11 protein-coding genes are annotated in these 12437 nt (G+C 61.6%); 2 read left to right on the forward strand and 9 right to left on the reverse strand.

Annotated features, from left to right (window positions below):
- Window positions 1-143: 143 nt before the first annotated feature.
- From BBI10_RS22895 to BBI10_RS22905, 3 genes are read right to left on the reverse strand one after another with little or no spacing between them, the layout of a single operon-like run.
- On the reverse strand, window positions 144-584 hold the full coding sequence (locus BBI10_RS22895; RefSeq protein WP_065992005.1) for a DNA polymerase III subunit chi: 441 nt from the start codon (window positions 582-584) through the stop codon (window positions 144-146).
- 7 nt (window positions 585-591) lie between these two features.
- A complete protein-coding gene (locus BBI10_RS22900) occupies window positions 592-1020 on the reverse strand; it encodes a DNA polymerase III subunit chi (protein ID WP_065992007.1) in 429 nt (142 codons plus the stop codon).
- A 57-nt stretch (window positions 1021-1077) separates the two neighbouring features.
- Entirely contained in the window at window positions 1078-2568 is a 1491-nt protein-coding gene (locus BBI10_RS22905) for a leucyl aminopeptidase (RefSeq protein ID WP_065992008.1), read from the reverse strand.
- 305 nt (window positions 2569-2873) lie between these two features.
- Here BBI10_RS22905 and lptF point away from each other — a divergent pair, with 305 nt between their 5' ends.
- Entirely contained in the window at window positions 2874-3992 is a 1119-nt protein-coding gene (lptF, locus tag BBI10_RS22910) for an LPS export ABC transporter permease LptF (protein ID WP_065992010.1), read from the forward strand.
- A complete protein-coding gene (gene lptG, locus BBI10_RS22915) occupies window positions 3985-5046 on the forward strand; it encodes an LPS export ABC transporter permease LptG (RefSeq protein WP_065992013.1) in 1062 nt (353 codons plus the stop codon). The genes lptF and lptG overlap by 8 nt, the downstream gene beginning before the upstream one ends.
- A 62-nt stretch (window positions 5047-5108) precedes the next feature.
- Here the strand turns inward: lptG and BBI10_RS22920 are convergent, their stop codons facing one another.
- From BBI10_RS22920 to gcvH, 6 genes are all read right to left on the reverse strand, one after another.
- The gene (locus BBI10_RS22920; protein ID WP_065992015.1) at window positions 5109-5597 is read right to left on the reverse strand and encodes an RDD family protein; all 489 of its coding nucleotides are present in this window, start codon (window positions 5595-5597) and stop codon (window positions 5109-5111) included.
- A 96-nt stretch (window positions 5598-5693) separates the two neighbouring features.
- Entirely contained in the window at window positions 5694-5906 is a 213-nt protein-coding gene (locus BBI10_RS22925) for a cold-shock protein (protein ID WP_003227496.1), read from the reverse strand.
- 395 nt (window positions 5907-6301) lie between these two features.
- On the reverse strand, window positions 6302-7423 hold the full coding sequence (gene gcvT, locus BBI10_RS22930) for a glycine cleavage system aminomethyltransferase GcvT (protein WP_065992016.1): 1122 nt from the start codon (window positions 7421-7423) through the stop codon (window positions 6302-6304).
- A 70-nt stretch (window positions 7424-7493) separates the two neighbouring features.
- A complete protein-coding gene (locus BBI10_RS22935; RefSeq protein WP_065992017.1) occupies window positions 7494-8870 on the reverse strand; it encodes an L-serine ammonia-lyase in 1377 nt (458 codons plus the stop codon).
- Window positions 8871-8976: 106 nt separating this feature from the next.
- Entirely contained in the window at window positions 8977-11835 is a 2859-nt protein-coding gene (gcvP, locus tag BBI10_RS22940) for an aminomethyl-transferring glycine dehydrogenase (RefSeq protein ID WP_065992019.1), read from the reverse strand.
- A 10-nt stretch (window positions 11836-11845) separates the two neighbouring features.
- Window positions 11846-12229 carry a glycine cleavage system protein GcvH gene (gene gcvH / locus BBI10_RS22945; RefSeq protein ID WP_065992021.1) on the reverse strand — a complete coding sequence of 128 codons (384 nt, stop codon included), beginning with the start codon at window positions 12227-12229 and terminating at the stop codon, window positions 11846-11848.
- Window positions 12230-12437: the final 208 nt, after the last annotated feature.

The following is a 12437-nucleotide window of genomic DNA, read 5'->3' on the forward strand; positions in this document are numbered from 1 at the left end:
AAAGCCGACGAGTATAGCTTTTCAAGGCGGCGTCAAGCTACAAGCGCTAGGTCGGGTGCTACGAGCGGTGATGCCCGGAATCGGCGCGGGCATCTGTAGGACTGCTCTTGCCCGCGATCCCGGGTCGGGAAAGAAACACGGGTTCAGCTGCTGTATTGGCTCAGCAGCCTTTCCATCCGCGCATCCAGACGGCGTTTGATCTCGTTCTCGATGTGCGGGGCGAAGTCGTCGATCACGTCTTGCATGATCAACTGCGCAGCGGCACGCAGTTCCCCATCCAGGTGCAGCAGCGCGTCAGCGTTCGGCGCCTTGGAGGTCGACGCGTTGGCCGCAGGTGCGGCAGGTGTAACCGCCGCGACCGGCTCGGGCGTGAGCAGGGGAATGTCATTGAGATCGGCTTCGTGCTCATCAAGCGTCACGACCTGGCCGGTAACCACGTCGAACAGCAGCGGGATCTGCTCGTCGCTGTGCACGGACTCGGTCAGCAGGGGAGGCTGGGCCGGGTCATCGCCCAACAGCTGGCGAATCGATTCGAGGTCATCCAGCAGGTGCGCTGAATCTTTCAGGTGTTTTGAATTATCCATCGTGTGCTCAAAGACGCTGCAGCCGGTGATCTTGCAGAGGATAGCCCTGTTCGCGGTAGAAGCGAAAACTCTCGCGTGCCGCGAGGCGGATGGCTGGATCCTCGACAACGATCTCGGCGACACGCGCGAATCGTTTGAAGAATTCCGGGATGCGCAGGTCAAGATTGACCAGCAGGTCCTGATGTTGGCCGGCGTCGCTGCCGATACCCAGCGCCACCGGAGCGTCCTGATCGTCTTCGACCGAGCCATGGGGCACGAACGCTTCGCCCCGGAAGCGCCACAGTCGGGCGTCCAGCTCCTCGCGTTGCCCGGCATCGCTGCAATGCAGGTACACCCGATGGCCGAGGCGCCAGGCCTTGTCGGTGAGTTTGCAGGCGAAGTCCAGGCGCGCGACAGGGTCGGCACTCGGCAGAATGTAAAAATCGACTTGGGTCATGGGTGATTCCAGAACGCTGAACGCGCCGACCGCGGAGGCCAGCGCGTTGGCAGCGGCTTAAACGCCGGCGCGGTCGATCAGGTATTGGGTCAGCAGCGGAACCGGACGGCCCGTTGCGCCCTTGTCCTTGCCGCCGCTCAGCCATGCCGTGCCGGCGATGTCCAGGTGCGCCCACTCGTAGGCCTTGGCGAAGCGCGAGAGGAAGCAGGCCGCGGTGATGGTGCCGGCCTTCGGGCCGCCGATGTTGGCGATGTCGGCAAACGGGCTGTCCAGCTGCTCCTGGTACTCATCGAACAACGGCAGCTGCCAGGCACGGTCGTCGGCGCGTTTGCCGGCTTCCAGCACTTGGCTGATCAAAGCGTCGCTGTTGCCCAGCAAGCCCGAGGTGTGACCGCCCAGCGCGACGACGCAAGCACCGGTCAGCGTGGCGATGTCGATAACGGCCTGTGGCTTGAAGCGTTCGGCGTAGGTCAGCGCGTCGCACAGCACCAGACGGCCTTCGGCGTCGGTGTTGAGGATCTCGACGGTCTGGCCGCTCATGGTCTTGACGATGTCACCCGGGCGGGTTGCGTTGCCGCTCGGCATGTTTTCAGCTGCCGCGACGATGCACACCAGGTTGATCGGCAGTTGCAGTTCGAGCACGGCGTTCAACGTGCCGAACACGCTCGCCGCGCCGCACATGTCGAACTTCATTTCGTCCATCCCCAGGCCCGGCTTGAGGCTGATCCCGCCGGTGTCGAAGGTGATGCCCTTGCCGACGAGCACGAAAGGCTTTTCGCTTTTCTTGCCATTGGAGTACTGCATGACGATCAGGCGTGGCGGCTGAGCGCTGCCTTGACCGACCGCCAGGAACGAGCCCATGCCCAGCTTTTCGATGTCTTTCTCATCGAAGATCTCGACCTTGAGGCCCTTGTTGGCTTTGCCCATCGCCTTGGCCTGCTCGCCCAGATAGGTCGGGTGGCAGATGTTCGGCGGCATGTTGCCCAGGTCGCGGGTCACCGCCATGCCGGCAGCGATGGCCTGTGCGTGTTTGGCCGCACGTTCAACGTCGGCGACGTTGGCTTTGGCGGTCAGCAGGGTGATTTTTTTCAGGGCGCGAGGATCGACTTTCTGACTCTTGAAGCGATCGAAGACGTATTCGCCATCGGCCAGGGTTTCGACCAGCAGGCGGTTCTTGCCATAAACATCGCGATTCTTGACGTTCAGCTGGTCAAGGTCGAAGCCGGCATCAACGCCACCCAGGCTTTTCAGGGTGCCGAGCGCGCCGCTGATGATTTTGCGGAACTGGCGATCGTTCAATTCCGGCTCTTTACCCGAACCGACCAGCAGTACGCGTTCAGCTTTCAGGTTGGGCAGGCTGTGCAGCAACAGGCTCTGGCCGATCTTGCCCGACAGGTCGCCGCGTTTGAGGACAGCGCTGATGGCGCCGCCGCTCAGGGTGTCGAGGGTGCTTGCGGTGTCGCTCAGCGTGCGGCCTTCACCGACGGCGACCACCAGTGTGGCGGTCTTCAAGGTTTCTGCACTGACGCTTTTAACAACCAATTCCATGTCGGGGTCCCCGAATAAACTGTGAGTTATCGCACTTGAGCACACGGCTCGGCAGCGGCGCAGAGGTATTTACACCGGCATGCCTGCGGCAAGGCCCGCAGTTTGACCCTGCGAGCCAATGGATGACAACCCCGTCCGGGTGCGCCGGTGTGCCGGTTACAGAAGTATCCCGCGCGCGCAGTGACAGACACACCCAATCACAGGATAATGCCGCATATTTTTTTGGTGGTTCGCCGTCGCGCGCATCATGGCTGATCCATTTCATTGTCATGCCGCCTTAGCGTGACAACCCTGGAGTGTCTGGTTTGATTGTCTTCCGTTACCTGTCCCGAGAAGTGCTGGTTACCCTGAGCGCTGTCAGTGCTGTGCTGCTGGTAATCATCATGAGTGGCCGCTTCATCAAATACCTGGCCCAGGCTGCATCGGGTGCACTCGATCCGGGTGTGCTGTTTCTGATCATGGGTTTCCGTCTGCCGGGCTTCCTGCAGCTGATCCTCCCGCTGGGGTTATTCCTGGGGATTCTTCTGGCGTACGGCCGGTTGTACCTCGAAAGCGAAATGACCGTACTGGCCGCCACCGGCATGAGCCAGCAACGTCTGTTGCTGATCACCCTAGCGCCGGCTGCGCTGGTGTCACTGCTGGTGGCCTGGCTCAGCTTCAGCCTCGCCCCCCAGGGCGCGACCCAGTTCCAGCTGCTGATCAACAAGCAGGACGCGATGACCGAATTCGACACGCTCGTGCCGGGTCGCTTCCAGCTGCTGCGTGACGGCAGCCGCGTGACCTACACCGAAACCATGAGCGACGACCGCATCAACCTGGGCGGCGTGTTCATCTCTGAAAAGAAACTCGACGAGAAGAAAGACCACGGCATCACCGTTCTGGTGGCGGAAAAAGGCCGGCAGGAAATCAAGCCCGATGGCACGCGCTACCTGATTCTGGACAATGGCTATCGCTACGACGGCAACCCCGGTCAGGCCGATTACCGCGCCATCAAATACGACACCTACGGCGCCTTGCTGCCCAAGCCGGACATCAGCGATGAGGTCACCGACCGCGACGCCATCTCCACCAGCGAACTGCTGACCGGCGAAGACAGCCTGCGCAACCGTGCCGAGCTGCAATGGCGGGTTTCGCTGCCGATTCTGGTGTTCATCGTGACGCTGATGGCGGTGCCGCTGGCCCGGGTCAACCCGCGTCAGGGCCGCTTCCTCAAGCTTCTTCCGGCGATTCTTCTTTATATGGCTTATCTCACCATCCTGATTGCTGCGCGCGGTGCGCTGGAGAAGGGCAAGATCCCGATGGGGCTCGGCCTGTGGTGGGTGCATGCACTGTTCCTCTCCATCGGACTGGCCTTGCTCTACTGGGAGCCTCTGCGCCTGAAGCTTGCGAGTCGCCGCAGCGTGTCGGGGGTGGCTCATGGTTAAGCTCGATCGCTACATCGGCAAAAGCGTGTTCATGGCGATCCTTGCGGTACTGGGGATCATCCTCGGGCTGGCCTCGCTGTTTGCCTTCATCGACGAGATGGCTGACATCAGCGACACCTACACCTTCTGGGACGCTGGCAGTTTCGTGTTGATGACCGCGCCGCGCCGGCTCTACGACATGCTGCCGATGGCCGCGCTGATCGGTTGCCTGATCGGTCTCGGCGCACTGGCCAGCAGCAGCGAACTGACCATCATGCGGGCCGCCGGTGTGTCCATCGGCCGTATCGTCTGGGCGGTCATGAAGCCCATGCTGGTGTTGATGGTGGCCGGGTTGTTGATCGGCGAATACGTCGCGCCGGTGACCGAAGCCTCGGCCCAGGCCGCACGTTCGCTGGCCCAAGGCACCGGCGACGCGCAGAGCGCCAGGCACGGCCTGTGGCACCGTCAGGGTGAGGAGTTCATCCACATCAACACGGTGCAGCCGAACGGCCTTTTGTATGGCGTCACCCGTTACCATTTCGACGACCAGCGCCACATGCTGACGTCGAGCTTCGCCAAGCAGGCCAACTTCAAGACCGATTACTGGTTGCTGAAAGACGTCACCACGACGGTCTTCCACGACGGTCGCACCGAAGTGGTCACCGCCCCTGAAGAACGCTGGAACGTTGCGTTGAGCCCGCAGCTGCTGAGCACGGTGGTGCTGCCGCCTGAATCGCTGTCGATGACCGGGCTTTACGGCTATGCGCGTTATCTCGCCGATCAGGGGCTGAACAACGGTCGTTACTGGCTGGCGTTCTACACCAAGATTCTTCAGCCGCTTGTGACGGTGGCGCTGGTGCTGATGGCGATCTCCTTCATCTTCGGGCCGTTGCGCTCGGTGACGCTGGGGCAGCGTGTGTTCACGGGCGTGCTGGTGGGCTTCACCTTCCGCATCGCTCAGGATCTGCTGGGCCCGTCGAGCCTTGTGTTCGGATTCTCGCCACTCTTTGCTGTGCTGGTGCCGGCGGGTGTGTGCGCCCTGGCGGGCATCTGGTTGCTGCGTCGCGCGGGCTGATACCTGCTGAGTATGAAAAGCCGACCCCAGGGTCGGCTTTTTTGTGGGCGGCTTACCGAGGTTCATTTTCTGATTCTGGGCACTCGCACCAATTGCGTCTCGGAATACAGGTCATGCCAGCAGCGTTTCTGTTTGTCGAACAGGCTCCAGAAGAAGCCTAGCCCGACGCACAGCCACGATGCGATGGCGACGATGAAGCGCAGCAGCGCCTGCCACAGGCCGATGGCCGTTCCGTCGGCGTTCTGCACGCGTATTCCCCAGACCTGCATGCCGAGGGTTTGGCCCGCGCGTGTCCAGAAATGGGCAAAGAAGCCGAACAGCGTGATCAGCAAAATCGAGGACAGCAACGGGTCGGCGTCGAGCGCGCCCGACTCGGAGAGCTGGCGCAGTCTGGTTTCGCCGACAAACCCCATCCAGACCAGTTTGTAGAGAAAGGCGGTGACTATCATCAGTGCCACACACAGCAGTGCGTCGTAGCTGATCGCAGCCATGCGCCGGCCCAATCCCACCGGAGGAAATTCGCCCTGGGGGCGTAAAACGTGTCGGATCATGGCGGCGCTCGTTTAATCGGAGGCGGGCAGTTTACGGAATCGCAGGCACAAAAAAGCCCCTGATGTTGGCCATCAGGGGCTCTTTGCGTCGGCTGATCAGGCCTCGGCTTGTACTTCGTCAGCCTGCATGCCTTTTTGGCCCTGCACCGCGACGAACGTCACTTTCTGGCCTTCTTTCAGGCTTTTGAAGCCGTTGCCTTGAATAGCGCGGAAGTGGACGAACAGATCCGGACCGCTTTCAGGGGTGATAAAACCGAAACCCTTTTCATCGTTAAACCACTTAACGGTGCCGCTCTGACGTGTAGACATTTTCTTATTCCTTGAAGCATTAAATTAATGACAGTCTCTTTCACATGAAAGAGTACTGGGGCTGGTTGCAGGAAGAAGAAACGTAGAACGGGATGTAGCATTGCTTTTGGCGCTACTGCCCGGGTCACGATCCCAGCGACCCATGCAAACACAGTCGAGAAACTCTACGCTAACTCTCGGCGAAAAAACAAGCCCCGTTTGGGCCAGTATTCATAGGGGTTTTCGGGTTTTTTAAAAACATTAACCACGTTCGCAAGATCGATAGTTTTTAATGTTTAGAGGGTTGTCGAAGTTCAATATTTTGACAGTTTTAATGCACTTAACGCTGGCGCCGGACTGCGGCATCCGCACAGTTTAATGCACTGTTGCGGTGCCGCATTTTTTGACGATGTTACTTAGCCGCGGAAGTAACGTGCCGGAACGAAAGGCATTTTCGTCACCTGCATGGGGACTTTCTTGCCGCGGACGATTGCCCAGACAGGTGTTTCCAGCGCGGTGAAACGGGCGTCGACATAACCCATTGCCAACGGCGCGCTCAGGGTCGGGCCAAAGCCGCCGCTGCAGACCGTCCCGATGGTCGTCCCCTCGGCGTCGACGATTTCAGCGCCTTCACGCACCGGCGTACGCTCTTGTGGCAACAGGCCTACACGTTTGCGCGCCGCACCGCTTTGGTGCTGGGCGAAGATCGAGTCGGCACCGGGGAAACCGCCGGCACGCGCACCGTCGGCGCGACGCACCTTGGACATTGCCCACAGCAGGCTGGCTTCGATCGGCGTGGTTTCGGTATTCATGTCGTGGCCGTAGAGGCAAAGGCCGGCCTCCAGTCGCAGCGAGTCCCGCGCGCCCAGGCCAATCGGCGCCACTTCCGGCTCCGCGAGCAGACGACGCGCGAGGGATTCTGCGTGGTCCGCCGGTACCGAAATCTCGTAACCGTCTTCACCGGTGTAGCCCGAGCGGCTGACGTAGCAGTCAATGCCGTCGATCTTGGTCGAGGTGTACTGCATGAAGGTCATTTTCGCGACTTCCGGGGCCAGCCGCGCCAGTGCGGTAACGGCCTGCGGACCTTGCAGCGCGAGCAATGCACGTTCGTCGAACAGCGGCGTGATATCGCACTGGCTGCCAATGTGCTGCTGCAGGTGCGCCAGGTCTTGGTTCTTGCAGGCGGCGTTAACCACCAGCATGAGCTGATCGTTACCCAGATTGGCGACCATCAAGTCGTCGAGAATGCCGCCGTTTTCGTTAGTGAACATGGCGTAGCGCTGCATGCCGACCGGCAGGTCGATGATGTCCACCGGCACCAGGGTTTCCAGCGCCTTCGCTGCGTTCGCGCCGCTCAAGAGGATCTGACCCATGTGCGAAACGTCGAACAGGCCGGCCTGATCGCGGGTGTGCAGGTGTTCTTTCATGACGCCGGCGGGGTACTGAACGGGCATGTCGTAGCCGGCGAACTCGACCATTTTCGCGCCGAGTTCACGGTGCAGGGCGTTGAGCGGGGTCTTCAGCAATTCGGTGGTCATGGGGTCACTCCTTGAAAGCGGTTCCGGGGTACCCGCGAAGGGCAGGGAACCCTATGAATGGGGGCTGATGTCAGCATTCGATGATGTTCACGGCCAGCCCGCCACGGGCTGTTTCCTTGTATTTGCTTTTCATGTCGGCGCCGGTCTGGCGCATGGTGCGGATCACTTTATCCAGCGAGACAAAATGCTGGCCGTCGCCGCGCAAGGCCATGCGCACTGCGTTGATGGCCTTCACCGAACCCATTGCATTGCGCTCGATGCACGGCACTTGAACCAGGCCGCCGATGGGGTCGCAGGTCAGGCCGAGATTGTGCTCCATGCCGATTTCAGCGGCGTTTTCCACTTGTTGAACGTTGCCGCCCAAGACTTCGCACAGTGCGCCGGCGGCCATGGAGCAGGCCACGCCGACTTCGCCCTGACAACCGACTTCGGCGCCGGAGATCGACGCGTTCTCTTTGTAGAGAATGCCTATCGCCGCCGCCGTGAGCAGGAAACGCACGACGCCGTCTTCGTTGGCCCCGGTGATGAAGCGCATGTAGTAATGCAGCACCGCCGGGATAATCCCGGCTGCACCGTTGGTGGGCGCGGTCACCACACGGCCGCCGTTAGCGTTTTCTTCGTTGACCGCCAGCGCGTACAGATTGACCCAGTCGAGCACCGACAAGGCATCACGCAGCGCGGCTTCCGGGTTTTTGCACAGTTGACGATGCAGTGCTGCCGCACGCCGCTTGACCTTCAGGCCGCCCGGCAAGATGCCTTCGTTGCGGCAACCCGCTTCGACGCAGTCCTGCATGACCTGCCAGATGTGCAGCAGGCCCTGACGGGTTTCGGCCTCGGGGCGCCACGCGGCTTCGTTGGCCAGCATGACCTGGCTGATCGAAAGGCCGCTCGCGGTGCAGTGCGCCATCAGATCCCGTGCGGTTTTGAAGGGATATAGCAGCTGCGTCTGGTCTTCCACGATGCGGTCTGCGCCAGCGGCTTGCTCATCGACCACGAACCCTCCGCCGACGGAGTAGTACTCGCGGCTGCGCACCTGTAGGCCGGAGGCATCGAAGGCACGGAAAATCATGCCGTTGGGGTGGAAGGCCAAGGGTTTGCGAATCATCGCCAGGTGATGCTTTTCGATGAATTCGATGCTGTGCCGGCCGAGCAGTTTCAGGCGTTCAGTGCTGCGGATCTGCTGCAGGCGAGCCGCGACGGTTTCGGTATCGACGGTGTCGGGATGCTCACCTTCAAGGCCCAGTAATACGGCCTTGTCGCTGCCATGGCCTTTGCCGGTGGCACCGAGCGAGCCGTAAAGCTCGACTTTGACGCAGATGATGGTTTCCAGCAGGCCATCGCGCTGCAAGCCTTCGGCAAACCGCGCCGCCGCCCGCATCGGGCCCACCGTGTGGGAGCTGGAGGGACCAATGCCGATCTTGAACAGGTCAAATACGCTCAGCGACATGATGGGGTTCCGGGAAGTGAAGCAGTAACAAGCAGCAAGCTACAAGCCGCAGGTAAAAGCTGATCGGCTTTCACTTGTAGCTTGCGGCTTGAAGCTCGTGGCTTGGTTAAGCGTAGTCTTCGATCGACGGGCAGGCGCAGACCAGGTTGCGGTCGCCGAACACGTTGTCGACACGGCCCACCGGTGGCCAGTATTTGCCTTCGATCAACGACGCCACCGGGTACACGGCCTGCTCGCGGCTGTACGGATGGCTCCATTCGCCCACCAGTTCAGCGGCGGTGTGGGGCGCGTTTTTCAGCGGGTTGTCGTCCTTGTCCAGCACGCCGCTTTCGACCGCGCGGATTTCTTCGCGGATCTTGATCATCGCGTCGCAGAATCGATCCAGCTCTTCCTTCGACTCGCTCTCGGTCGGCTCGATCATCAACGTGCCCGCGACCGGGAAAGACATGGTCGGGGCGTGGAAACCGAAGTCGATCAGGCGTTTGGCGACGTCATCCACGCTGATGCCGCTGGTTTCCTTCAGCGGGCGCAGGTCGAGAATGCATTCATGGGCGACCAGGCCGTTGCTGCCGGTGTACAGCACGGGGTAGTGCTCTTCCAGGCGACGGGAAATGTAGTTGGCATTCAGGATCGCCAGTTGCGAGGCGCGCTTGAGGCCTTCACCGCCCATCATGCGGATGTACATCCAGGTGATCGGCAAGATGCTCGCGCTGCCGAACGGCGCCGCGCAGACCGCGCCTTGCTTGCGGTCCATTCGGGCGTGACCCGGCATGAACGCCGCCAGGTGGGATTTCACGCCGATCGGGCCAACGCCCGGGCCGCCGCCGCCGTGGGGGATGCAGAAGGTTTTGTGCAGATTGAGGTGGGACACGTCACCGCCAAACTTGCCCGGTGCGCACAGGCCGACCATGGCGTTCATGTTCGCGCCGTCGATGTACACCTGGCCGCCGTTGTCATGCACGATGCCGCAGATTTCGCGGATGCCTTCTTCGAACACGCCGTGGGTCGACGGGTAGGTGATCATCAGTGCCGCGAGGTGCTCGCGGTGCTCGATGGCCTTGGCGCGCAGGTCTTCGATGTCGACGTTGCCGCGGGCGTCGCAAGCGGTCACGACCACGCGCATCCCGGCCATGTTGGCGGTCGCCGGGTTGGTGCCGTGGGCCGATGATGGAATCAGGCAGATGTCGCGACGCTCGTCGCCACGGCTCTGGTGGTAAGCACGGATCGCCAGCAGACCGGCGTACTCGCCCTGTGAGCCGGCGTTTGGCTGCAGGGAGATCGCGTCATAACCGGTGGCGGCGCAGAGCATCGCTTCCAGTTCGTCGGTCAATTGCTGGTATCCGGCGCTCTGCTGGGCCGGGGCGAACGGGTGCAGGTTGCCGAACTCGGCCCAGGTCACCGGAATCATTTCGCTGGCGGCGTTGAGTTTCATGGTGCACGAGCCCAGCGGGATCATCGTGCGGTCCAGTGCCAGGTCCTTGTCCGCCAGGCGACGCAGGTAGCGCATCAGCTCGGTTTCGGAGTGGTAGCGGTTGAACACCGGATGGCTGAGGATCGCCGACTGGCGCTTCAGCTCGGCAGGCAGGCGTGCTTCCACGCTGTCCGCCAGCGCGGCGAAGTCAGGCAGGGCCTGGCCTTCGGCAGCGAAGAGAGACCACAGCACTTCGATGTCGGCTTGCTTCGTGGTTTCGTCGAGCGAAACGCCCAGGCGCTCAGCGTCTACTTCACGCAGGTTGATTTCGTGTGCGCGGGCCTTGGCGTGCAGGTCGGCCGTTTTGGCGCCGGTGTTCAGGGTGATGCTGTCGAAGAAGAACGACTGCTCGGCCTTCAAGCCCAGCTGATTCAAGCCCTCAGCAAAAATCGCGGTCAGGTGATGCACACGGTTGGCGATGCGGGTCAGGCCGCGCGGGCCGTGGTACACGGCGTACATGCTGGCGATGTTGGCGAGCAGCACCTGCGCGGTGCAGATGTTGCTGGTGGCCTTCTCGCGACGGATGTGTTGCTCGCGGGTTTGCATGGCCAGACGCAGGGCGGTCTTGCCGAAGCGGTCGATGGACACACCCACCAGTCGGCCGGGCATGTCGCGCTTGTAGGCGTCGCGGGTGGAGAAGTAGGCCGCGTGCGGGCCACCGAAACCCAGCGGTACGCCGAAGCGTTGCGCACTGCCAATGGCCACGTCAGCGCCAAACTCGCCCGGTGGGGTGAGCAAGGTCAGGGCCAGCAGGTCGGCGGCCACGGCGACCAGGGCGTTGGCGGTGTGGAAGCGCTCGACCAGTTCGCGGTAGTCGAACACGTCGCCGTTGCTGGCGGGGTATTGCAGCAGCGCGCCGAAGAACTCGCTGACGTCGGTCAGTTGAGCTTCGTCCGCAACGACCACTTCAATGCCCAGCGGCTCGGCGCGGGTTTGCAGCACGTCGAGGGTTTGCGGGTGGCAATGGGCGGAGGCGAAGAACTTGTTGCTGCTTTTGTTCTTGCTCAGGCGTTTGCAGAAGGTCATGGCTTCGGCAGCGGCAGTGGCTTCGTCGAGCAGCGAGGCGTTGGCGATCGGCAGGCCGGTCAGGTCGCTGATCAGGGTCTGGAAGTTCAGCAGCGACTCCAGACGGCCTTGGGAAATTTCCGGCTGATACGGTGTGTAAGCGGTGTACCAGGCCGGGTTTTCCAGCAGGTTGCGCAGAATAGGCGCCGGGGTGTGAGTGTTGTAGTAACCCTGGCCGATGTAGGTTTTGAACAGCTGGTTCTTGCCGGCGATGGCTTTGATGTCGGCGAGCGCGTCGGCTTCGCTTTGCCCGGCGGACAAGCCGAGAACGCTGGTGCCCTTGATGGATTCAGGGATGACGCTGGCGGTCAGCGCGTCGAGGGAGTCATAGCCCAGGGTGGTGAGCATGGCTTTTTCATCAGCGGCACGCGGGCCGATGTGGCGGGCGATGAACTCGTTGGCGGTGCTCAATTCAATACGGTCAGTCATTGCGCGCTCCTCAGGCTTCGGCGTTGGCTTTGATCAGACGATCATAGGCGTCTTGGGTCAGCAGTTGGCCGACAGCATCGGGATTGGAAGGAATAAAGCGGAAAAACCAGCCTTGGCCGAGCGGGTCTTCGTTGACCAGTTCAGGGTTGGCGTCCAGCGCGGGATTGGTTTCGACGACTTCGCCATCGAGCGGCATGTACACGCCGCTGGCGGCTTTGACCGATTCGACGGTGGCCGCTTCCGCGCCCTTGTCGTAGGACTGCAGCTCCGGCAGTTGCACGAAAACCACGTCACCCAGTGCGTCCTGCGCAAAGGCGGTGATACCGACCGTGACGCTGCCGTCAGTTTCGGCGCGCAGCCACTCGTGGTCTTCGGTAAAACGCAACTCGCTCATGGAATCTCCCCAGATGGTAAATCGCCCGTTATGCCCGGGCGTGATGGGAGGAGTGCATAGCAAGTTTGCGGCCAAGGTAGAGAAGGGCGCGTAAACGTTGGGCGGTGGCGGTTTAAGTGGCTTGGAATTCGAAACTTGCTGGAACGAAATCGATACGGACCTTTGAGGCAAAAGCGGGATTCCGCCGCAGCGGCGTTATAGGACGCTG

Source organism: Pseudomonas graminis (genome assembly GCF_001705435.1).
In the GTDB taxonomy this organism is placed as follows: Bacteria; Pseudomonadota; Gammaproteobacteria; order Pseudomonadales; family Pseudomonadaceae; genus Aquipseudomonas; species Aquipseudomonas graminis_B.

Coding starts and splice junctions, on each gene's coding strand:
- BBI10_RS22895 (WP_065992005.1), bottom strand. CDS start 584: ATGGATAATTCAAAACACCTGAAAGATTCAGCGCACCTGCTGGATGAC.
- BBI10_RS22900 (WP_065992007.1), bottom strand. CDS start 1,020: ATGACCCAAGTCGATTTTTACATTCTGCCGAGTGCCGACCCTGTCGCG.
- BBI10_RS22905 (WP_065992008.1), bottom strand. CDS start 2,568: ATGGAATTGGTTGTTAAAAGCGTCAGTGCAGAAACCTTGAAGACCGCC.
- lptG (WP_065992013.1), top strand. CDS start 3,985: ATGGTTAAGCTCGATCGCTACATCGGCAAAAGCGTGTTCATGGCGATC.
- BBI10_RS22920 (WP_065992015.1), bottom strand. CDS start 5,597: ATGATCCGACACGTTTTACGCCCCCAGGGCGAATTTCCTCCGGTGGGA.
- BBI10_RS22925 (WP_003227496.1), bottom strand. CDS start 5,906: ATGTCTACACGTCAGAGCGGCACCGTTAAGTGGTTTAACGATGAAAAG.
- gcvT (WP_065992016.1), bottom strand. CDS start 7,423: ATGACCACCGAATTGCTGAAGACCCCGCTCAACGCCCTGCACCGTGAA.
- BBI10_RS22935 (WP_065992017.1), bottom strand. CDS start 8,870: ATGTCGCTGAGCGTATTTGACCTGTTCAAGATCGGCATTGGTCCCTCC.
- gcvP (WP_065992019.1), bottom strand. CDS start 11,835: ATGACTGACCGTATTGAATTGAGCACCGCCAACGAGTTCATCGCCCGC.
- gcvH (WP_065992021.1), bottom strand. CDS start 12,229: ATGAGCGAGTTGCGTTTTACCGAAGACCACGAGTGGCTGCGCGCCGAA.